General features: G+C 63.9%; 21 protein-coding genes. 14 read left to right on the top strand and 7 right to left on the bottom strand.

Annotated elements, in window-relative coordinates:
* Nucleotides 1-92: 92 nt before the first annotated feature.
* From topA to KBY75_RS06850, 5 genes are read left to right on the top strand one after another with little or no spacing between them, the layout of a single operon-like run.
* Nucleotides 93-2,810, top strand: a complete 2,718-nt coding sequence (topA, locus tag KBY75_RS06870; protein WP_255023437.1) for a type I DNA topoisomerase — start codon at nt 93-95, stop codon at nt 2,808-2,810.
* Nucleotides 2,810-3,265: a hypothetical protein gene (locus KBY75_RS06865; protein WP_254935932.1), complete on the top strand. Its 456-nt coding sequence runs from the start codon at nt 2,810-2,812 to the stop codon at nt 3,263-3,265. The genes topA and KBY75_RS06865 overlap by 1 nt, the downstream gene beginning before the upstream one ends.
* Nucleotides 3,265-3,927, top strand: coding sequence for a DUF2232 domain-containing protein (locus tag KBY75_RS06860; RefSeq protein WP_254935933.1), 663 nt, complete (start codon nt 3,265-3,267; stop codon nt 3,925-3,927). The genes KBY75_RS06865 and KBY75_RS06860 overlap by 1 nt, the downstream gene beginning before the upstream one ends.
* 21 nt (nt 3,928-3,948) lie before the next feature.
* Nucleotides 3,949-5,082: a nicotinate-nucleotide--dimethylbenzimidazole phosphoribosyltransferase gene (locus tag KBY75_RS06855; RefSeq protein WP_255023436.1), complete on the top strand. Its 1,134-nt coding sequence runs from the start codon at nt 3,949-3,951 to the stop codon at nt 5,080-5,082.
* A gap of 10 nt (nt 5,083-5,092) precedes the next feature.
* Nucleotides 5,093-6,130 carry a twin-arginine translocation pathway signal gene (locus tag KBY75_RS06850; protein WP_255023435.1) on the top strand — a complete coding sequence of 346 codons (1,038 nt, stop codon included), beginning with the start codon at nt 5,093-5,095 and terminating at the stop codon, nt 6,128-6,130.
* Here the strand turns inward: KBY75_RS06850 and KBY75_RS06845 are convergent.
* A complete protein-coding gene (locus tag KBY75_RS06845; protein ID WP_255023434.1) occupies nt 6,127-7,278 on the bottom strand; it encodes an aldo/keto reductase in 1,152 nt (383 codons plus the stop codon). The two genes, KBY75_RS06850 and KBY75_RS06845, sit on opposite strands and share 4 nt — an antisense overlap.
* On the bottom strand, nt 7,262-7,831 hold the full coding sequence (locus KBY75_RS06840; RefSeq protein WP_254935936.1) for a bifunctional nuclease family protein: 570 nt from the start codon (nt 7,829-7,831) through the stop codon (nt 7,262-7,264). Before KBY75_RS06840 ends, KBY75_RS06845 begins: the two co-directional genes overlap by 17 nt.
* A gap of 61 nt (nt 7,832-7,892) precedes the next feature.
* Between KBY75_RS06840 and KBY75_RS06835 the strand changes: the two genes are divergently transcribed.
* On the top strand, nt 7,893-8,558 hold the full coding sequence (locus KBY75_RS06835) for a riboflavin synthase (protein WP_255023475.1): 666 nt from the start codon (nt 7,893-7,895) through the stop codon (nt 8,556-8,558).
* 49 nt (nt 8,559-8,607) lie between these two features.
* Entirely contained in the window at nt 8,608-9,183 is a 576-nt protein-coding gene (locus tag KBY75_RS06830) for an HdeD family acid-resistance protein (RefSeq protein ID WP_255023474.1), read from the top strand.
* Between the two features lie 24 nt (nt 9,184-9,207).
* Here the strand turns inward: KBY75_RS06830 and KBY75_RS06825 are convergent, their stop codons facing one another.
* The 4 genes from KBY75_RS06825 to KBY75_RS06810 form a co-directional block, all read right to left on the bottom strand.
* Nucleotides 9,208-9,573, bottom strand: coding sequence for an AbrB family transcriptional regulator (locus tag KBY75_RS06825; RefSeq protein ID WP_255023473.1), 366 nt, complete (start codon nt 9,571-9,573; stop codon nt 9,208-9,210).
* Nucleotides 9,574-9,698: 125 nt separating this feature from the next.
* A complete protein-coding gene (locus KBY75_RS06820; RefSeq protein ID WP_254935938.1) occupies nt 9,699-10,307 on the bottom strand; it encodes a cytochrome c oxidase subunit 3 in 609 nt (202 codons plus the stop codon).
* Complete coding sequence (ctaD, locus tag KBY75_RS06815) at nt 10,304-11,926, bottom strand: cytochrome c oxidase subunit I (protein WP_254935939.1); 1,623 nt, start codon at nt 11,924-11,926, stop codon at nt 10,304-10,306. Before ctaD ends, KBY75_RS06820 begins: the two co-directional genes overlap by 4 nt.
* 9 nt (nt 11,927-11,935) lie before the next feature.
* Entirely contained in the window at nt 11,936-12,778 is an 843-nt protein-coding gene (locus KBY75_RS06810; protein WP_255023433.1) for a cytochrome c oxidase subunit II, read from the bottom strand.
* Between the two features lie 195 nt (nt 12,779-12,973).
* Between KBY75_RS06810 and KBY75_RS06805 the strand changes: the two genes are divergently transcribed.
* Genes KBY75_RS06805 through KBY75_RS06780 form a run of 6 tightly spaced genes read left to right on the top strand, consistent with a single transcriptional unit; the run spans nt 12,974 to nt 17,910 of the window.
* Entirely contained in the window at nt 12,974-13,936 is a 963-nt protein-coding gene (locus tag KBY75_RS06805) for a COX15/CtaA family protein (RefSeq protein ID WP_315859067.1), read from the top strand.
* A complete protein-coding gene (locus KBY75_RS06800; RefSeq protein ID WP_255023432.1) occupies nt 13,929-14,912 on the top strand; it encodes a heme o synthase in 984 nt (327 codons plus the stop codon). Before KBY75_RS06805 ends, KBY75_RS06800 begins: the two co-directional genes overlap by 8 nt.
* Entirely contained in the window at nt 14,913-15,953 is a 1,041-nt protein-coding gene (locus tag KBY75_RS06795; protein ID WP_255023431.1) for an ABC transporter ATP-binding protein, read from the top strand. It abuts the gene before it with no gap.
* Nucleotides 15,953-16,798, top strand: a complete 846-nt coding sequence (locus KBY75_RS06790) for an ABC transporter permease (protein ID WP_254935942.1) — start codon at nt 15,953-15,955, stop codon at nt 16,796-16,798. Before KBY75_RS06795 ends, KBY75_RS06790 begins: the two co-directional genes overlap by 1 nt.
* A gap of 11 nt (nt 16,799-16,809) precedes the next feature.
* A complete protein-coding gene (locus tag KBY75_RS06785) occupies nt 16,810-17,235 on the top strand; it encodes a hypothetical protein (RefSeq protein WP_255023430.1) in 426 nt (141 codons plus the stop codon).
* Complete coding sequence (locus KBY75_RS06780) at nt 17,236-17,910, top strand: N-acetylmannosamine-6-phosphate 2-epimerase (protein WP_255023429.1); 675 nt, start codon at nt 17,236-17,238, stop codon at nt 17,908-17,910.
* A gap of 11 nt (nt 17,911-17,921) precedes the next feature.
* Here the strand turns inward: KBY75_RS06780 and groL are convergent, their stop codons facing one another.
* On the bottom strand, nt 17,922-19,583 hold the full coding sequence (gene groL, locus KBY75_RS06775) for a chaperonin GroEL (RefSeq protein WP_255023428.1): 1,662 nt from the start codon (nt 19,581-19,583) through the stop codon (nt 17,922-17,924).
* A 134-nt stretch (nt 19,584-19,717) separates the two neighbouring features.
* On the opposite strand from groL, the gene KBY75_RS06770 reads away from it, so the two are divergent.
* Nucleotides 19,718-19,957 (top strand): hypothetical protein, encoded by a 240-nt coding sequence (locus KBY75_RS06770; RefSeq protein WP_254936241.1) that lies wholly within the window; start codon nt 19,718-19,720, stop codon nt 19,955-19,957.
* The last annotated feature ends 177 nt before the right edge of the window (nt 19,958-20,134 follow it).

Here is a 20,134-nt window from a genome sequence, read left to right as displayed (position 1 = left end):
GTGGGAGCTGTGATGTGGAGGACTGTAGCGGCGCCTGGCTGTCAACTTGGGCGCTTGATGCGATAAAGAGGGAAGCGGTAAGTCGCTGGTCTGTGGGTCACACCCTGGTCATTGTTGAAAGTCCGACGAAGGCCCGCACCATCCGCGGCTTCCTTCCCAAGGACTTCAAGGTGGAAGCCTCGATGGGGCACGTCCGCGACTTGCCCAATAACGCCAGTGAGATTCCGGCGGCTCACAAAGGTGAGAAGTGGGCCAATCTCGGCGTCAACACCGCCGCCAACTTCGAGCCCCTCTACGTGGTGCCGAAGGACAAGAAAAAGGTGGTCAAGGAGCTCAAGGATGCCCTGAAGGGCGCCGACCAGCTGCTGCTGGCCACTGACGAAGATCGGGAGGGGGAATCGATCAGCTGGCACCTGCTGCAGCTGCTTAGCCCCAAGGTGCCTGTGAAGCGCATGGTGTTTCACGAGATCACCAAAGAGGCCATCAGCCGGGCTCTCGAGGACACCCGCGACCTCGATATGGAGCTGGTGCATGCCCAGGAAACCAGGCGCATTCTCGACCGGTTGGTGGGTTACACCCTTTCGCCGCTGCTTTGGAAAAAGGTGGCGTGGGGTTTGAGCGCCGGCCGGGTTCAATCGGTGGCAGTGCGCTTGCTCGTGCAGCGCGAGCGGGCCCGCCGGGCTTTCCGCAGTGGCAGCTACTGGGACCTCAAGGCCCGGCTGGAGCAGGGAGAAGCTGGCTTTGAGGCCAAGCTCAGCCATTTGAAAGGGGAGCGCATCGCCGGAGGCTCCGACTTCGATGAGAGCACCGGCGCCCTTAAGGCCGGCAGCAAGGTGAGGCTGCTGAGCGAGGCCGAGGCCCGCCAGCTCCAGGTCGAGGTCCAGGCCAACCCCTGGCAGGTGGCCTCCGTAGAGGAGAAGCCCACGGTGCGAAAGCCCGTGCCGCCTTTCACCACGAGCACCCTGCAGCAGGAGTCCAACCGCAAGCTGCGACTCTCGGCCCGGGAAACCATGCGCACGGCCCAGGGCCTCTACGAGCGCGGTTTCATCACCTACATGCGCACCGACTCGGTGCACCTCAGCGACCAGGCGATCAATGCTGCCCGCAGCTGCGTCAGCGAGAAGTACGGCAAGGACTACCTCAGCCCCAGCCCCCGCCAGTTTTCCACCAAGGCCCGCAACGCCCAGGAGGCCCACGAGGCGATTCGCCCAGCCGGTGAGGCGTTCCGCACCCCAAACGCCACAGGTCTTGATGGCAAGGATCTGGCCCTCTATGAGCTGATCTGGAAGCGCACCGTGGCCAGCCAGATGTCTGATGCCCGCCTCACCATGCTTGCTGTGGAATTGCAGGCCGATGGTGGCTCCCTGGGCCCAGCCCAGTTCCGGGCCTCGGGTAAGCGCATCGACTTCGCCGGTTTCTTTCGCGCCTACGTCGAGGGCAGCGACGATCCCGATGCGGCCCTTGAAGGTCAGGAGCTGTTGCTGCCGGCCCTGAAGGTGGGCGACAGACCCGCCTGCAAGGCGGTGGAGGCCCTCGGCCACCAAACCCAGCCCCCCGCTCGCTACAGCGAGGCTGCCCTGGTGAAGATGCTTGAGAAGGAGGGTATCGGTCGCCCCTCCACCTATGCCTCGATCATCGGCACGATCGTCGATCGCGGCTACGCCACCCTCGCCAACAACTCCCTCACCCCCAGCTTCACGGCTTTTGCTGTGACGGCCCTGCTGGAGGAGCACTTCCCGGATCTGGTGGACACCAGCTTCACGGCCCGGATGGAGAACACCCTCGATGAGATTTCCCACGGTCAGGTGAAGTGGCTGCCTTACCTGGAGAGCTTCTTTAAGGGTGAAAAGGGCCTGGAAACCCAGGTGCAGCAGCGGGAGGGCGATATCGATCCCGGCGTGTCCCGCACTGTTGAGCTGGAGGGCCTGCCCTGTGTGGTGCGCATCGGCCGCTTCGGCGCCTACCTGGAAACCAAGCGCGTCGCTGAAGACGGCACCGAGGAGCTGCTCAAGGCCACCCTGCCCCAGGAGATCACCCCTGCCGATCTCGATGCCGAAAAGGCGGAGTTGATCCTGAGGCAAAAGGCCGATGGGCCTGAGCCCCTTGGTGATGACCCGGAAAGCGGTGAGCAGGTGTATATGCTGTTTGGCCAGTACGGCCCCTACGTGCAGCGGGGCCAGGTGAGTGACGAGAACCCCAAGCCCAAGCGAGCTTCGCTGCCCAAAGGCGCCAAGCCCGAGGAGCTGACCCTGGAGGATGCAATTGCCCTGTTGCGGCTACCCCGTCAACTTGGCGACCACCCGGAGGGCGGCCGGGTGGAGGCGGGTCTGGGTCGCTTTGGCCCCTACGTGGTGCACCACAAGGGCAAAGGCGAGAAGGACTACCGCTCGCTCAAGGCTGAGGACGACGTACTGGTGGTTGGCCTTGACCGAGCCCTGGAGCTGTTCGCCATGCCCAAGAAGGGCCGTGGCGGCCGCACGGCCCTCAAGGACATCGGTGTCCCCGAGGGCGACGAGGAGGCGATCCAACTGTTTGACGGGCCCTACGGCCTCTACGTCAAGCAGGGCAAGGTGAATGCTTCGCTGCCGGAGGGCACCACCGCCGACACCATCACCCTGGAGCAGGCGGTTGAGCTGCTGGCCGCTAAGGCAGCTACTGGCAAAGCTGCGGCCAGGAAGCCGGGAGCTAAAAAGCCAGCAGCTAAAAAACCTGCAGCTAAGGCTCCTGCGGCAAAGAAAGCTCCCAGCACCACCAAGACCGGCCGGCTGCGCGCCAGCGCGGTGCGGGTGATCAGGGCGGCGGACAGCTGATGGCAGGCGCCGGCCGCACCTTTGGGTCGCTGCTTTGCGCCCTAGCGCTGGCTGGCTGCAGTGGCACCCGCTTCGGCGACCAGCTGGCCCGCAGCTTCTCAGCGCCCCCGGCCCAGCCCGCTCAGCCGGTCTCTCCTGCCCCTAATCCAGCGACCGCCACGCCCGCCTCCAAAGCTGCTTCCCCCACTACGGCCTCCCCCACTACTGCCTCCCCCAAAAAGGCTGAGCCCAAGCCCGTAGAAGCCAAGCCAGCAGTCGTCAATCCCAGTAAGCCAGCCCCTTATCGCATCACGATCCAGCTGCCCTCCGCCGATCCCGCTGCCCCGGCTGAAGCGGTCACAGAAGCCTTGCGGGCGGCGGGGGTCAGTTTTGAGGTGGAGATGATTGAGCGGGTCGGAGCTGCTGCAACGCCGGCGCCTGCCCCCACGGTCACGCCGGCGCCGGCACCGCGCTGATGTCGTCCCGGCGCCAACTCAACCGCGGCCAGGCCCGCCAGTTGATGGATACGGCCTATCTCGCCGCCGCCACCGCCCTGCTGTGGGTGGCGCTCTATTACCTGCCGGTGGGCAGCCCCCTATTTCGGCTGGCCCTGCCCCTGCCCTTAGCCCTGTTGCAGTTGCGTCATGGCTGGCGCTGTGCCGTGGAGGGCCTGGTTGTGACCGCCCTATTGCTGGTCGCCTTGATGGGTCCGATCCGGGGGCCGTTGGTTGTTTTCCCCTATGGCTTGCTGGCGCTGTGGCTGGGCTGGTGCTGGCGGGCCAGGGCCGGTTGGAGCTCCAGTTGGTGGCTGAGCTGGGGCGTTGGCAGCCTGATCGGTGCAGCTGGCTTCCTGGTGCGGGTGGCGGTGCTCTCGGTTTTGGTGGGCGAGAACCTTTGGGTGCTGATCACCACGGCTGCTGCTGGTTTATTGGAGAAGCTGGCTGGCTGGCTGGGCCTGGCGGCATCGATCGAGCTGGCCCAGGTGCAGCTGGCTGCCCTGGCGCTGGTGTGGGTGCAGAACGTGATCGTGGTGCTGGCCCTGCATGCGGTGGCCTACTGGATTTTTCCGCGCCTGCATTCCCCCATCCCAGAGCCACCGGATGCCCTTCGGGCCCTGGTGGCCCTTGACCCCCTCTGATGCCCCCCTCTGAGCGGCCTGATGGCCCCTGATTCCTGGACCCAGGCCCTGGAGCAGGGCTGGCGCCGCAGCCGCACTCTGCTGCTGCTCGCGGCCACCGATACGGCTGCGGTGCCTGGGATTTCCGCTGCCGGGGCCTCTCCCCAGGCCCGGCTGGGCACGGCGGCCGCCGATGCCGAATTGCTGCTGCTCGGCCCCGGTGGTCGCCGCTGCCATGCCCTGCCGCCCCTGCCGGCTGGGGTCAGCCCGGCCCTGATAAGCCATGTGGTGTTGAGTCAGCTGGGGCTGCTGGAGCGCACCCGGGTGCTCGATCTGGGCTGTGCGATCGCGGCGGCGGTGCCGCACCTGCGCCTGCCGGGGCTGGAGAGTGCCGGCCCGGCCCGCTGCCTCAGCACGGGCCAGGCCCTTGCCCCAGCCCGGGTGGCGGCCCTGGTGCAGCGCGGCCGCGCCTGGGGCAGGCGCTGGGATCCGGCCGAGCCGTTGCTGCTGGCCGAATGTGTGCCAGGGGGCACCACCACGGCCCTGGCGGTGCTCGAGGGCCTGGGGGTGGCGGCGGCGGGTCTAGTGAGCGGCAGCTTGCGCCAACCGGCCCACGGGCTGAAGGCGGCCCTCGTGGCTCAGGGTTTGGCTGCAGCGAGTTTTGAGGCGGCAGAGCTGGCGGCAGTCTCTGACCCCCTAGCATTTGCGGACCCCCTAAACGTTTTGGCGGCGTTGGGGGATCCAATGCAGGCCTTCGCTGCTGGGCTGGTGGGGGCGGCGGCGGCCCGCGGTACGCCGGTGCTGCTGGCCGGTGGTAGCCAGATGGCGGCGGTGCTGGCCCTGGCCCTAGCCCTGGCTGAGCCAGAGCAGCGGCTAGCCCTGGCGGATCGCTTGGTGGTGGCCACCACCGCCTGGGTGGCCGAGGAAGCTGGCAGCAACCTGGCCCTGCTGCTGGAGCGCATAGGTGGCCGCTGGCAGGTGCGGCCGCGGCTGGAGGTGGCGGCCCTGCGCTTCCATGGCTGCATCAGCGCCGCCCTACGCGACTACGAGCGCGGCTACGTAAAGGAGGGGGTCGGGGCCGGGGGCCTGGCCCTGCTCTGGCAGTTGGCGGGCCGGCAGCCAGGGGCCCTGGCGGAGGCCTGCGATGCAGCCTGCCGGTTGGAGCTCGGTGTCTAGGGTCGCTGCCATGGCATTCACGCCCGCTGTGCTCTCCCGTCGCCGCCTGCTGCAGCTAGGGGTGGGCGCTGGCGCTGGCTTGCTGGCCGCTTGCCGCTCCGCCGCTGGCCCCGAGCTGCTGCTGGCAGAAGCAGACCTGCCAGCCGCCTGGCTGAAGCAACTGCCCGCCCCTTGGCGGACACGCCAAGTAGCTGATGCAGCTGCTGTGCAAAAAGCCGTGCGTCAGCTTGGCGAACGACCGGCCCCTGGCTTGGTTGCCCCCGGTTTGGTGTCTCTCAGTGACGGCTGGGCCAGTGGCCTGAGCCGGCAGCAACTTCAGCCCTTTGAGGCGCCGCGGCTGTGGGCTCGTCTGGCCGCCTTCAGTGCCCCGGTGGCTCGTCTGTTTGCCCCGCTGGGTGACGCGCAGCTGGCCTTCCCCTGGGCCTACAGCCCCTGGGTGATCGCCCTGCGCAGCCGCCCCGACCTGGCCGCCCGTCGCCAGGAGGGCTGGCAGTTGCTGCTTGATCCCAGCCTGAGCGGCCGGTTGGTGTTGCCCTCCAGCCCCCGCATCAGCCTGGAGATCATGGGCGGCGATTTTGCGCGGCTGGAGCGGTTGCGGGCCCAAGCCCTCGCCTACGACGACCGTGACGGCCTCAATCTGCTGCTCAGCGGTGATGCTGAGGCGGCGGTGCTGCCGCTGCAGCGCCTGATTCCCCTGCTGCGCCGCGACCAGCGCCTGGCGGTGATCTGGCCCGACAGCGGCGCGCCGCTCAGCTGGCAGCTGCTGCTGCGGCCTGAAGGTGGTGCCTCTTCAGTGCCGCCGCCGCTGGAGTGGCTGGGGGCGGTGCTGGAGCCGCCGCTGCTGGAGCAACTGCTGGCCCGCGGCTGGGTGCCACCCCTGCCCCAGGCCGATCTGGCGCAGGTGGCCCGGCGTTTCCCCACGTCGATGGCGGCGTTGCTGCTGCCGGGAGATGCCCTCCTGGGCCGCTGCTGGAGCCTGCCGCCGCTCAGCCTGCCCGAGCAATTGGCCCAGCAGAACCTCTGGGATGCGGCCGCACCCAGGCCCTAGCCCCAAAGGCGGCGGCGCGGCGCGGCGCTGAGGAGCCGGTGGGTGTCGGCCAGCAGCTCGGGGATGGCCAGCTCGTGGGGGCAGCGGGGCAGGCAGGCGCCGCAGGTGCGGCAGGCCTCGGCGTTGAGCTCCTCCCACCAGTGGCCGGCGCGGCCGATCAGGTTGTAGCGCTCCTGGGCAAAGGCCTCCATGCCGTGGCCCACTGCCAGGTTGCGCAGGCGCAGGAGTTCGGGGATCGGCACGCCGTTGGGGCAGGGCAAGCAGGCGCGGCACTGGCCGCAGCGCTCCGCCCCCAGGCGCTCGCGGCCGGCTGCATCCAGGCGCTGCAGGGCTGAGCGTTGCGCGGCACTCAGCCAGGGCGAGGGCCCGCCGATGGCAGCGGCCCAGGCCAGGTCTTCCGGCTGCTCAGCCCCCAGGCTCAAGGTGGAGATCCCTTGATCGAGCAGGAAGCGATAGGCCAGCTCCAGGGGGTGAAACGGGGCGCAGTCGGCCAGCAGCTCCGCTGGTGGGTCGTAGAGGCGACCGCCCTTGTCGGCCGGGGAGATGGCAAGCACGCCGATTCCCTGGGCCAGGGCGGAGCGGGCGATGGGCAGGAGGGTCTGGTCAAACAGGTGCACATGCAGGCTGCAGAACGTGAAGTTCCCCGAGCTCAGGGCGGCTTCGATCAGCTCGGGAGTGCCGTGGCTGCTGAAGCCCACCTGGCCCACCAGTCCTTCGTCTTTGGCCCAGGTCAGCAGGTCGGCGCCGGGCCCCTTAAGCGCCCACTCCAGGTGCTCGGGGCGGTTGAGGCCGTGTACGGCCAGGTTGGTGAGCTGGGCCACGCCAAGGCGGGCCAGGATTGAGCGCAACTGCCCCTGGCCGGCGGCCAGGTCGGGGCCGGGCAGCAGTTTGCTGGTGATGCGCCAGCCGTCTGAGGGGCCCAGGTTGTCCCGTTGCAGGGCCGCCAGGGCCTGGCCCAGGAAGGTTTCGGCAGGCCCGTAGGCAGGGGCTGTTTCCAGGTGGTTGATGCCGGCGGCCAGGGCTGCCCTAAGGACCGCTTCCATTTGGGCGGGGCTGCCCAGAGCCCGCATCGTGCCCAAGCTGAAGGCCGACACCGCCGGCCCGGCGCCGTAGGGGCGCTGCAGCTGGTTTTCAGGCTGTTGGTTCATCCCCAGATTGGTCCGCTTCTGGGGGGGCCTGTTTGAGGTGGCGCACTAGGTCGGCAGGGCTGGTGCTGTCCAGGAAGCGGCGGAAATTGTCCTGCTCCTGGGCGTCGGCCTCCGCATCCACCGGGATGGAGGCATCAGCCACGACCTCTTCGAGCATCCAGATGCTGCTGCCGGTGCGCAGGGCTAGGGCGATGGCATCGCTAGGCCTGGCGTCTATTTCGATGCTTGAGGCTGATGATTGGTCGCCAGCCGAGCCAATTTCCCCATCGCTAGCTGGGCTGAGTTTCAGCACGGCGCGGAAGGTGCTGTCTTCGATCGTGTGGATTACAACCCGGTCGAGCTGCAAACCCCCAGCGTCGATCAGGTCGGCCATCAGGTCATGGCTGAGGGGGCGGGTCGGCGGTTCTTCGCTGAGGCCAGCCAGGATATTTTGGGCTTGGGCCTGATCGATCCAGATCGGCACCTGGCGCCGGCCCGATGGATCGCGTAGCAGCACAATCGGGCTGCGACTGGCCGCATCGAGGGCAATTCCGGCAACGCGCATTTCAACCATGGCTAGGCGCAGCCTTTTGCCCGATTATGGCGAGGATGTATCCGCCTGGGCTGGACAGCAGATGTTTACCGGGCTGGTGCAGGCCACAGGCGTGATTCGCCGCTCGCCCCACGGGGTTCAGCTGCAGTGGGCTGCAGCCCCGGGGGCTACCTGGACCCCAGCTGACCTGGCCCTAGGCGACAGCGTGGCGGTGGATGGGGTTTGTCTCACCGTTGCTGGGCGGCTGGCCGATGGCTTTCGCGCCGATGTCAGTGAGGAAACCCTGGGCCGCACCACCTTGGCCGCTAAGGCAGACCGGGGCGGCAGGGTGAATCTCGAGCCTGCCCTGCGCCTGGCCGACCGGCTTGGTGGCCACCTGGTGAGCGGCCATGTGGATGGGCTCGGGGTGGTGCGAGCCATCGCCCGCCAGACCGCCTCCTGGCGCCTGGAGCTGGCCTGGCAGAACCCCGCCTACGGCCGCTATGTGTGCGAAAAGGCCAGCGTGGCTGTGGATGGCATCAGCCTGACAGTGGCCGGCTGCGACCCCGATGGCGCCGGCTTCTGGATTGCCGTGATTCCCCACACCTGGGCAAGCACCACCCTGGCGCAGCTGGCGGTGGGGGATGGGGTCAACCTGGAGGCCGACCTACTGGCCAAGTACACCGAGCGTTTGTTGGCTGCCAGCGGCCCCAGCGGCGCGGCGGAGCCTATCAATGCCCCCTGGCTGGCTGATCACGGCTGGATCTGACGTCTGCGCTTGGCGTGCCTACGGTCGAGGTGATGTTGCTGCCATAGCGATGGGCTCAGGTTTGTTTTCGTCCAAAGGCGAGGGATTGAAGGCCTTCACCCTGTTTGAGGGGGTGTTGATGCTGGTACTTGGGGTGCTGGCCCTGATCTTCCCGGTGCTGGCTTCCGCCTGGATCACCGTGATCGTGGCGGTGGGCTTTCTGGTGGGCGGCATCGTGGGTTGGGTAAGCAACCTGGCCCGCTCCCGCCAGTTGGGACGCTGGTATTGCTTTTCGCGGCTGGTGATTTCCACCCTCTTCATCGTGGTGGGGGCCTGGATGATTCAGCAGTTCCGCGGCGGTCCGCTCGAGGGCGGCCTGGTGGTGGCCAGTCTGGCCTTTGCCATCGGCATCGTTTTCATCCTTGAAGGCCTGGTTTCGATGCTGGTGGCCCTTGGTCACACCCGGGTCAGTGGCTGGGGTTGGGGCTTGCTCAACGGCATAGTCACCCTGATTCTTGGCTTGCTGATAGTGACCATGCAGGCCTGGGGGCTGCTCTGGGTGATTGGGGTGCTGGTTGGAATCAGCTTTCTGTTCAGCGGTATCGACCTGCTCGCCTTCAGCGCCAGCTTCCATGGCGACGACTGAGCTGGAGTGCCAGGGGAGAGGGGCCTAGGGATCTTGTGGTTCGAGCGGTAGCAGGCTGATCGAACCGTTGTCTGGGTTGATCTCGATCCGAAATTCCTGGCCCGGCTCCAGTCCCAGCCTGCGGGTGTAGGCCTGGCCGATCAGCAGGTTTCCGTTGCCATGCACCCGGGTGCGGAAATCAGCTTGCCGTCCCTTGCCTTGGCCGCTGCTGGCGGTTCGGCCAACGCTGTTTGGTACCGGGTAGCCCTTAGCGGCCACCAAAGCTCGATAAAAACTTTTTTTCAGCACCCGTCCGCTCGGACCCACGTAACCGCAGCCCCGAGCGATTTCGTCCTCTGGGCGGTTGCTCAGGGCGCGGGCCCGATCAAGAAGGGCCTTGCCTTCCAGCATGTCCGCGGGGCTGTCGCCGCTCCTGGCCGCCATGTGAAACGCCTGCACTAGGCAGATATATCAACTAATTGTGCCCGGTGTGCACGGAAATCGCCATCCGTGCCAGCGGTTGACGACTTGGAGCCTCAGAGCAGATACAGGATTCCGTAGAGCACAACCCAGATGCCATCGACGAAATGCCAATAGAGCTCAGCTGCTTCTAAGCCGAAATGGTCGCTGGCGCTGATGCGTCCTCCCGGGCGGGTCTGCAGAGCAACGATGGCGATACAGATCACCCCAAGAGTCACGTGCAGGCCGTGAAAGCCAGTGAGGGCGTAGAAGGTGCTGGCAAAAAGGTTGTCGGTGAGGCTGAAGGGCAGGTTGAAATACTCAACCATCTGACCCGCCAGGAAAATCGCGCCCAGGCCGCCAGTGATTGCCAGCCAGAGGCGGCTTGCCCCCAACTTTCCGGCCCGGCATTCCTTGCCCGCGCGATGAAAGGTGAAGCTGCTGATGATCAAAACCACCGTGTTGATGGTGGGTAGCAGCAATTCGAGCTCATAGATCCCGCCTTCTGGCAGCGGATTCACGGCCCGGAAAGTGAGATAGGCAGCAAAAAAACCGGCGAAGGTCATGCCATCTGCCACCAAGAAGGTGGCCAGGCCAAATAGGCGGAAATCTCCGTGCCCCTCGCCAGCTGGGCCGTGGCCAGCCTCTACGACTACTGAATCCTGTAGGGGTGTGGTGCTCGTCACGCTTTTACCTCCGGGTGCTGGCCGTAGCCGTAGGGCTCGGTCACTAGTGGTGCCTCGCCATGCCAATTTTCAACCGGTGGCGGCGAACTGGTGAGCCATTCAGATGTAAGGGCATTCCAAGGGTTGTCACCAGCCTCTTTGCCGTTTATCGCCGTAACCACAACATTGATAAGCAGTGGCAGGGTGCTGATTGCCATCAACAGGGCGCCCACACTGCTCACCTGGTTAAGGGTTGTGAAGGCGGGGTCGTATTCGGCAACTCGTCGGGGCATGCCATTCAAGCCGAGCCAGTGCTGGGGGGCGAAGCAGAGATTGAAACCAACAAAGGTGAGCAGGAAGTGGAGCCTGCCTAGGTCCTCGTTGAGCAGGCGACCGGTGAATTTCGGATACCAGTGATATAGGGAACCGAAAATAACAAACACCGTGCCCCCGTAAACGATGTAGTGGAAGTGGCCCACCACGAAGTAGGTGTCGTGGACGTGAATATCGAAAGGCACTTGAGCCAAGGCAACGCCGGTGATGCCGCCAAATACAAAATTAACGATGAAGGCGCATGAGAACAACATCGCCGAATTAAGAGCAATCTTTCCGCCCCATAAAGTTGCCAACCAGTTGAAGAATTTAATGCCGGTTGGAACTGCGATAAAGGAGGTGGCAATCGTGAAAAACAGGCGCATCCAGGGGGGCGTGCCGCTGGTGAACATGTGGTGAGCCCAAACAATCAGGCCAAGGAAAACGATCGCCATGATCGAATACACCATCGTGGTGTAACCAAACAGAGGCTTGCGGGCGTGGATGGGAAGTATTTCGCTGACCAGGCCGAAGGCTGGCAGCACCATAATGTAAACAGCCGGGTGGGAATAGAACCAAAAAAGGTGTTGATAAACCACTACGTTTCCACCCATGGTTGGGTTGAAAAATCCGGTGTGGGCAATGATGTCGAAACTGAGCAGAATTAGGGTGCCTGCCAGTACCGGGGTTGAAAGCACAACTAAAATGCTGGTGCCTAGCATTGCCCAGCAATACATAGGCAGCATCATCAGCTTTAGTCCTGGTCGCCGTAATTTGAGGATGGTGGCAATGAAGTTGATGCCGCCAAAAATCGAGCTGCCACCAAGCAGAAGCACGCTCAATATCCAAACCACTTGGCCTGCGGCTGGGGTCGTGAGACTTAGGGGTGGATAGGCGGTCCAGCCAGACTGGGCAGCAGCTCCAGCGATAAAATAACTACTGATAAGCAGAATGCCCGCAGGGGGAATCAGCCAGAAGGCCACAGCGTTGAGACGGGGGAAAGCCATGTCTCTGGCGCCCACATAAAAGGGAATCAGATAATTGCCGAAGGCACCGTTGACGACTGGCACGATCCAAAGAAAGATCATCACCGTGCCATGAAGGGTGAGCACCTCGTTGTAGGTCTCACGGCTGACAAAATCGGAGATTGGACTTATCAGTTCCGTGCGGATGACTCCAGCTAGGGCCCCGCCGATCAGATAAAAGATGAAGCCACAAATCAAATACTGCAGGCCAATCACCTTGTGATCGAGGCTGAAACTGAAGTAGCGCAGCCAGCCCTGGGGTTGCAGGTTGCCGTCGAAATCGCTTGGGTTGGCGAGAGTCATGGCTGGTCGTCAGGTGGTGGTGCGGTTGGGAGTGTTCTGCTGCAACCAGTTGTCGTAGGCATCGGGCTCGTGCACTACAACGTTGGAGCGCATGCCGCCGTGGTAAGGGCCGCAGAGCTCGGCGCAGATGATCGGATAGGTGCCAGCCCGAGTGGCGGTAAAGGAGAGCACGGTTGGCTGGCCTGGAATTACGTCCTGCTTGAGCCGGAACTGGGGTACCCAGAAGGCATGGATTACATCCCGGGCTTCCATGCGCAACTCCACCTGTTGACCTGTGGGCACATGCAGCTCACCGCTAATTATGTCTGAGCCTGGATAGTGAAAAATGAAGGCAAATTGCATAGCGGTTACCTCCACAGGTAAAACCGGTCCGGAAGGTGCAGCATCCATGCCGGCTACGCCAATGCCACCCCAAACCCGGCCAGCTGTATCGCCTTTCTTAACGCTGACCTGCTGCATGGCCCCTTGATCCATGGCCATGTGATCGTTGAGGGTGGCCATACCGCCCATCCGCTCATATATGTCGTAGCTGTATAGACCGACAAACAAAACAACTACTGCTGGGATGGCCGTCCAAACGATCTCCAGCGGCAAATTTCCCTCTATTGCTAGACCATCGCTGACATCGCCGCTGCGGCGCCTAAATCGAAACAAGCTGTAAACCAGCAGGATCACGATGCCGAGAAACAGCACGGTGCCAATGCTGAACAAAACCTTAAATAGATCGTCGTAGGTGGATGCGTTGCTGCTGGCGCCCAGCGGCAGCACGTTGACGTTGTTGCCAACCCAAAGCCCTGTCAGCACAAGGGCTGTGGTGGCCGTGAGCACAGCTAGGGCGGTGCGAATTGGCACGGTGCTGTTTGAGCTTCTGGTCAGCCTATGGGCATTGGCTGCGATGTGCGGCTCGATCCTTGCCTTAGTTGGCAAATCAACGCCTCAGGCGCTTGCAAGCAGGGCTGATGTTTTCACTTCGTGATCTGGGCAATTAAGAGTCCCTCGTTTTGAACAACTTGGTTAGCTTCTCTGGACTCCGGGATGGTCGTTTCCGTGACGACAAATCTCCAATCACCTCTAGCCCCAAGCTTTCGCAGCAGGCCTGACCCTGTTCTGACCCAGAAGCTCGCCCTGCTTGCCTCCCACCTAGTGGTGGCCTTGGTGGCATTGGTTGGTATCGGCGGTGCCACCAGGGTGATGGAGGCGGGTCTGGCCTGTCCTGACTGGCCCCTCTGTTACGGCCGCCTCCTGCCAGGTCGTCAGATGAATCTGCAGGTGTTTTTGGAGTGGTTTCACCGCCTTGACGCTTTCGTGGTGGGAGTAGCCCTGCTGGTTCTTACGGCAGCGAGTTTTTTCTGGCGGCGCCGCCTGCCCGCTTGGTTGCCCTGGCTGGCTGCTGGGGCACTTTTTCTAGTGTTGGTTCAAGGGGCCCTGGGGGCTCTTACCGTCACCCAGCTTCTGGCTGCGCCCTTAGTTACTGCCCATCTCGCTACGGCCTTGCTGCTGGTTGCACTTACAAGTGGCATCTACCAGCGTCTGGCAATGGTGAATAGGGCCTCGAACAGCCCTCCGCTTTGGTGGCAGCTGCTGGCGAGCTTGGCTCTGGTGCTGGTCTTCGCCCAGTGCCTGCTGGGTGGAACCATGGCCAGCCAGTGGGCGGCAGATCAGTGTTTTAGTGCCGGCAATGGCTGCCGCTGGCTGCTGGCTCACCGCCAGCTCGCCATGACAGCAGCTGTTGCAGTGCTGGTCCTGGCAGCAGCAACACTGTTTTTGCCTCCAGGTCAGGGGCAACTGCCCGGCCTCGCCCAGGGAGCAGCCGTGTTGGTGCTGGCCCAGGTGAGCTTGGGCATTTGGACCTTGAAGCTCCAGCTGCAGGCGCCGCTGGTGACGATCGGCCACCAACTGCTGGCGGCCCTGCTGGTCGCTCTGCTTGCAGCGGTGCTTGCCCGCTCCCTTGGCAAATCAGGCCAGACCTTGCCCATGTCTCCAATGTCTTCCGAGGTGGCTCATGGTTAGTGCAACGATCACAGCTCCAATCGCCGTTGCCCCGGCGATCCGCCCCTCGGTGAAATTGCCAGCTTGGCTTGAAGTTGCCAAGCCCCGCCTCATACCGCTGCTGCTAGCTACCACCCTCGGTGGCATGGCCCTCAGCTCTGGCGATGCACCCACCGCCAGCACGATCATCTGCACCCTGGTGGGGGGCAGCCTGGCTTCGGCTGCGGCCGGTGTGCTCAATTGCCTCTGGGAACAGGATCTCGATGGGCGCATGCAGCGCACTAGCCGCCGGGCCCTGCCCTCTGGTCGTCTCGCCCAGCGCCAGGCCTTTGCCCTAGCCATTGGCCTCACCATCCTGTCGGTGGTGGTGCTGGTTATGGGCGTTAATCCGCTGGCTGCCAGCCTCTCCCTGCTGGGGCTCTGCAGCTATGTGCTGCTTTACACAGCCCTGCTCAAGCCGCGCACCAGTCAGAACATCGTGGTCGGCGGGGTGGCCGGAGCTATTCCGCCCTTGGTGGGAGCTGCCGCTGCCACCGGCTCCCTTGGCTGGGCTTCCTGGTGGTTGTTTTCCCTGGTGATGTTGTGGACGCCAGCCCACTTCTGGGCCCTGGCCTTGCTGCTCAAGGACGATTACCGCTCCGTGGGCATTCCGATGCTGCCGGTGGTCAAGGGCGTGGCGGTGACGACCCGGGCTATCAGCCATTACGCCTGGGCCACCGTTGGCTTCAGCCTGCTTGGGATAGTGGCGCTGCCAACAGGCGGCTTGCTTTATGGCTTGATGGTGCTGCCCTTCAACGCCCGTCTGCTGCAGCTGAGCTCCCAGCTACGCAGCCAGCCTGACGAACCCCAACGGGCCAAGGCCATGTTCCGCTGGTCGATTTTCTATTTATTCGGCATCTGTGCGTTGCTTTTGTTGGCCCGCCTACCGCAGGCAGCCCTGCTGGGCCCCCAACTGTTCAACGTCCCCTTTGCTGCCTTGCCTACATTGGTCGGCTGATTGGAGCGGCTTGAGTCGGTGATCGAACTGCAGCAGCTCTGCAAGCGCTACGGGGGCAAAAAGGCGGCAACTGCCGTCGTTGCCCTCGACAACCTTTCCCTGCAAGTGCCGGCCGGTAGCCTCTATGGCCTGCTTGGTCCTAACGGTGCCGGTAAGACGACCGCCTTGCGCATCCTTTGCACCCTGCTGGCCCCTGACAGCGGCAGCGTTCGGGTAGGCGGCGTTGATGCCCTGGCCGAGCCCCGGGCGGTGCGTCGCTTGTTGGGCTACGTGGCCCAGGAGGTGGCAATCGACAAGATCCTCACCGGCCGCGAACTGCTGCAGCTGCAGGGTGATCTCTATCACCTGGCCCCAGCTGCCCGGAACCGGCGCATGGACGAGCTGATCGAGCTGCTCGGCATGGCCGAGTGGATTGATCGGCGGTGCGGTAGCTACTCGGGCGGGATGCGGCGCCGGCTCGATCTGGCCGCTGGCCTGTTGCACAGCCCCCAGGTGTTGGTGCTCGATGAGCCCACCGTCGGCCTTGATATCGAGAGTCGCGCGGCGATCTGGTCTGTGTTGCGCCAGCTACGCGATGGCGGCACAACTGTCCTGCTAAGCAGCCACTACTTAGAGGAGGTTGATGCCCTGGCTGACCATCTGGCGATCATCGAGGCTGGCAAGGTCATCGCCGAGGGCGCTCCTGCTGTGCTCAAGGCCGCCTTGGGTGGCGATCGAGTGACCTTGAGGGTGCGCGAATTCAGTGATGCCGACGAGGCTGAGCGGGTGCGCAGCTTGCTGAACGAATGCGCCGGGGTACGCCAGGTGGTGGTGAACCGGGCCCAGGGCTACTCCCTGAATCTGGTGATTGAGCACGACGGCGTTGTCGAGCAGCTGCGCCGCCAATTGGCGGCAGCCGACCTGTCGGTTTTCGCCCTCGCCCAGAGCCGCCCCAGCCTCGATGATGTCTATCTCCAGGCCACCGGCCGCACCCTGATGGACGCGGAGCTGGCGGTGGCCGGCAGCCGTGATCCCAAGGCTGAACGCAAAGCAAGCATGTGATGACCACAACCCTTCCAGGCCCCCAACCCGAGGCATCCGCCTTGGCCGAGATCAGTCAAGAAACCCTGGCCCTCACGCGTCGTTTGTTCGTACAGCTGCAGCGCCGGCCTTCCACCTTGGTGGCGGGGGTTCTGCAGCCCCTGATCTGGCTGGTGTTATTTGGCGCCCTGTTTGCCAAGGCTCCGGCGGGCCTGCTGCCTGGCGGCATCAGCTACGGCCGCTTCCTTGGCGCAGGGGTGATCGTGTTCACGGCCTTCAGTGCGGCCCTTAACGCCGGCCTGCCGTTGATGTTTGACCGCGAATTCGGCTTCCTCAACCGGTTGCTAGTGGCGCCACTGCGCTCGCGGAGCTCGATCGTGTTCGCCTCGGTGCTCTACATCACCACTCTGAGCTTGGTGCAGAGCCTGGCGATCATGGGCACTGCCGCTTTGCTGGGTTACGGCTGGCCTGGTGCAGCTGGGCTGCTGCTGGTATTAGTCACCTTGCTGTTGTTGGTATTTGCAGTAACAGCCTTGAGTTTGGGGCTTGCTTTTGCGCTGCCAGGCCACATTGAGCTGATTGCGGTGATCTTTGTGGCCAACCTGCCACTGCTGTTTGCCAGCACCGCTTTGGCTCCGTTGTCGTTCATGCCGGCCTGGCTGGGCTGGCTAGCGGCCCTTAATCCCCTTACCTTCGCGATAGAACCGATTCGTGCCGCCTATGCGGGACAGGTCTCTCTCACCGCAGTGGTGCTGGAGGCCCCCTACGGCCAGCTCAGCAGCGCCACCTGCCTAGGGGTGCTCGCCTTGCTGGCCGCCGGGTTGTTCCTGCTGATTCGGCCGCTTCTGGATCGCAAGCTCACCTAGCAAGTCCTTTCGTGACGCAGCCCTGCAGATTCCCCCCGTCCGATCGTCCCGACTTAGGAGACCGCTTGCTGGCGGCGGTTGCAGAGCGGGATCAGGCCATGGCCCAGCGTCTGGTGCAGCAGTGGGCGCACCGCCGGGGGCTGGCTGCCCTCGAAGCCCTGATCGCCGGCCCTCTGTGTGTGGGCCAAGGAGTAGGGGCGGCTGAGTGGCTGCGCTCCCAGGCTGGCCTGGAAACCAACCTTCAGCCCAGCGTGCAACCAACTATGCAACTAGTTGAGCAACCAGTTGAGCAACGGGCTGTGCTTGCCCTTGTGCAGGATGCTCTGGCTCCGGCAGCGCGCAATGCCGCCCCTGCGCCCTTTGCCCACGCTTCCCTGCGGGCCTGGTTGCCGGATGCTGAAGAGCTCAATGACTTTGCCCTTCCCCTGGCCAGCTGAGTGAAACCCTCCGGTTTGATTGTGTCGGTGCAGGCCCCCGAGGGCTCACCAATGCGCGATCCCGATGTGATCGCCGCCATGGCAGATGCCAGTTTGCGCAATGGCGCCTCTGGGGTGCGTCTGGAAAGTCCAGAGCACATCGGCGCTGTTCGTCAGCGCTGCCCAACCGCTCTGATCGTGGGCCTATGGAAGCGCAGCTATCCAGACAGCTCGGTGTACATCACCCCGGGGTGGGAGGAGATTCGTGCGGTTTGGGCTGCTGGTGCCGATGTGGTGGCGATTGATGCCACCGAGCGCCATCGCCCCGGGGGTGAAAATTTGGAGGGTCTGATCGCCCGCGCCCAGCGCGAGCTTGGTGCTGCGCTGATGGCAGATGTGGACAGCGTTGCCAATGGCCTGCGTGCCGCCGAGTTTGGTTGCACCTGGGTCGGCACCACCCTTTATGGCTACACGGAATCAACCTCAGGCCAGAAGCCACCAGCCTGGGACCTATTGCCCCTGCTGCGGCAGCAATTACCCGCCGAGGTGAGCCTGATCTGCGAGGGCGGCATATCAAGCCCCCAGCAGGCTCGCCAAGCGCTCGACCTCGGCGCTGATGCCGTGGTTGTGGGCACGGCAATCACCGGGGTCGATTTGCAGGTTGCTGCCTATGTACGGGATGTACTGGCCGGCTGAGCAGCCTGGGATCACATCATCCCGGGCATGCCCATGCCACCCATGCCACCCATGCCACCCATTCCGCCCATTCCTCCCATGTCACCGCCGGGGGCTGCTTCGGGTTCGGGCTTATCGGCGATCACAACCTCGGTGGTGATCAGCATCGAGGCGATAGAGACCGCATCTTGAAGGGCTAGGCGCACCACCTTGGCCGCATCGAGAATGCCAGCTGCCAGCAGGTCTTCGTAGACGCCGGTGAGGGCGTTGTAGCCCTTGCCCAGCCGCAGGATCTCAGCTGCCACCACGGCGCCATCGGCACCGGAGTTGTGGGCGATCTGGCGCACGGGCTCGGCTAGGGCCCGTTTGACGATCTCGACGCCGGTGCGCTCGTCGCCCTGGCAGCTAGCCGCCAGGCTGCTCAGCCCTTCGGCCAGCTCCAACAGGGTGCAGCCGCCACCAGCAATGATTCCCTCCTCCACCGCAGCGCGGGTGGCGTTGAGGGCGTCTTCGATGCGCAGTTTGCGGTTCTTGAGCTCGGTTTCGGTGGGAGCACCCACCTTGATCACGGCAACCCCTCCGGCCAGTTTGGCGATCCGCTCTTGCAGTTTTTCGCGGTCGTAATCGGACTCGGTGTTGTCGAGCTCGCGCTTGATTGAGGCCACCCGATCAGCTACCGCTGCCTGGTGCTCGCCGCTGGCCACGATCGTGGTGCTGTCCTTGGTGATGGTGATGCGGCGGGCCTGACCGAGCTCGGCTAGGCCGGTCTTGTCCAGGGTCATGGCCTGGTCTTCGCTCACGACCGTGGCGCCGGTGAGTACGGCGATGTCGCCAAGCATGGCCTTGCGGCGATCCCCGAAGCCAGGGGCCCGCACTGCTGCAACCTGCAATACGCCCCGGTTTTTGTTCACCACCAGGGTGGCGAGAGCTTCGCCCTCCACTTCTTCCGCCAGGATCAGTAGGGGCCTGCCGCCCTTGGAAACCGCCTCCAGCACGGGCACCAGGTCAGTGATGGTGCTGATTTTGCGGTCGGTGATCAGGATCAGGGCATTTTCAAAGACGCATTCGCGCCTCTCCTGGTCGGTGACGAAGTAGGGGGAGCTGTAGCCACGGTCGAAGGCCATGCCCTCGGTGATCTCCAGTTCGGTGGCTAAGGAGGTGGATTCCTCAACGGTGATAACGCCGTCAGCGCTCACCTTGCCCATGGCTTCGGCGATCATCCGGCCGATCTCTTCGTCGTTGCCGGAGCTCACCTCGGCTACCTGGCGAATCGCTTCACCGGCGACGGGCTGGGCCCTCTCGGCGATGCCCGCCACGATCTGGGCTGTGGCCATTTCCATGCCGCGGCGTAACCCGACCGGGCTGGCGCCGGCAGCCACGTTTCTGAGACCTTCGCGGACCAGCGCCTGGGCCAGCAGGGTGGCAGTGGTGGTGCCGTCGCCGGCGGTGTCCTTGGTCTTGCTGGCTACCTGCTGCATCAGCTTGGCGCCAACGTTTTCGAAGGGATCTTCGAGTTCGATCTCCCTGGCGATGGTGACGCCGTCATTAACGATCTCGGGCGCGCCGAATTTCTTTTCGAGCACCACGTTGCGGCCGCGGGGGCCGATGGTGACCTTCACCGCGTTGGCCAGAGCGTTTACACCCCGCTCAAGGGCGCCACGGGAGGCATCCGAAAAGCTGATCAGCTTGGCCATGAAAACGTTGAACACTCAGTTGTGCCAGGGTCCCACAGCGGACCACCGCCAGGCCAACGGAGCGGGGTGGGGAAAGCCGAATCAAGCTGCTGCTTTGGGTTACTTATTCGCTCCAGCCTCGATAGGGTTCAGCAATGGAGGATTTGCTGCAAACAGCACTGGAGAGCGCGGACGAAGCCATTTCGCTGGATCCGGGCTCCACTGCTAACGCCATGGTGTTTGTGCTCGTGGCGGCGGCTGGGGTGTTGATGGCCTTGGTTTATGTGCCGGTGAGGCTGTTTTTGACAATCACCGCCCGCAGTCGCCGCCTGCGCCTGTTGCAACGGATTCGCCGGCTGCGCGAGGAGTTGGCTCAGCCGCTCACAAACTCTTGAACTATCAAGTCTTGAACCACCAAGTTTTGAACCGCCAAGTCTTGAACTAAGGAGACTCTGGAGAACCAGTGCCATTCGCGGGACAATGGCCCTGTAATCGCTGACCAGGACTGAGGTAATGGGTGGCAAGCAGCTCGGCTTCTCTGATTACGAGCTCACCACCGCCAAAAAGCAGAC

This window comes from Cyanobium sp. T1G-Tous (genome assembly GCF_024345455.1).
Lineage (GTDB): Bacteria > Cyanobacteriota > Cyanobacteriia > PCC-6307 > Cyanobiaceae > Cyanobium_A.
Note: the sequence above shows the minus strand (reverse complement) of the source record. Positions and strands in the feature narration are given on the sequence as shown.

Bases quoted from the DNA above. Each gene is read 5' to 3' on its own strand.
- KBY75_RS06865 (WP_254935932.1), top strand. From the start codon at position 2,810: ATGGCAGGCGCCGGCCGCACCTTTGGGTCGCTGCTTTGCGCCCTAGCG.
- KBY75_RS06860 (WP_254935933.1), top strand. From the start codon at position 3,265: ATGTCGTCCCGGCGCCAACTCAACCGCGGCCAGGCCCGCCAGTTGATG.
- KBY75_RS06855 (WP_255023436.1), top strand. From the start codon at position 3,949: ATGGCCCCTGATTCCTGGACCCAGGCCCTGGAGCAGGGCTGGCGCCGC.
- KBY75_RS06850 (WP_255023435.1), top strand. From the start codon at position 5,093: ATGGCATTCACGCCCGCTGTGCTCTCCCGTCGCCGCCTGCTGCAGCTA.
- KBY75_RS06845 (WP_255023434.1), bottom strand. From the start codon at position 7,278: ATGAACCAACAGCCTGAAAACCAGCTGCAGCGCCCCTACGGCGCCGGG.
- KBY75_RS06840 (WP_254935936.1), bottom strand. From the start codon at position 7,831: ATGGTTGAAATGCGCGTTGCCGGAATTGCCCTCGATGCGGCCAGTCGC.
- KBY75_RS06835 (WP_255023475.1), top strand. From the start codon at position 7,893: ATGTTTACCGGGCTGGTGCAGGCCACAGGCGTGATTCGCCGCTCGCCC.
- KBY75_RS06830 (WP_255023474.1), top strand. From the start codon at position 8,608: ATGGGCTCAGGTTTGTTTTCGTCCAAAGGCGAGGGATTGAAGGCCTTC.
- KBY75_RS06825 (WP_255023473.1), bottom strand. From the start codon at position 9,573: ATGCTGGAAGGCAAGGCCCTTCTTGATCGGGCCCGCGCCCTGAGCAAC.
- ctaD (WP_254935939.1), bottom strand. From the start codon at position 11,926: ATGACTCTCGCCAACCCAAGCGATTTCGACGGCAACCTGCAACCCCAG.
- KBY75_RS06800 (WP_255023432.1), top strand. From the start codon at position 13,929: ATGGTTAGTGCAACGATCACAGCTCCAATCGCCGTTGCCCCGGCGATC.
- KBY75_RS06790 (WP_254935942.1), top strand. From the start codon at position 15,953: ATGACCACAACCCTTCCAGGCCCCCAACCCGAGGCATCCGCCTTGGCC.
- groL (WP_255023428.1), bottom strand. From the start codon at position 19,583: ATGGCCAAGCTGATCAGCTTTTCGGATGCCTCCCGTGGCGCCCTTGAG.
- KBY75_RS06770 (WP_254936241.1), top strand. From the start codon at position 19,718: ATGGAGGATTTGCTGCAAACAGCACTGGAGAGCGCGGACGAAGCCATT.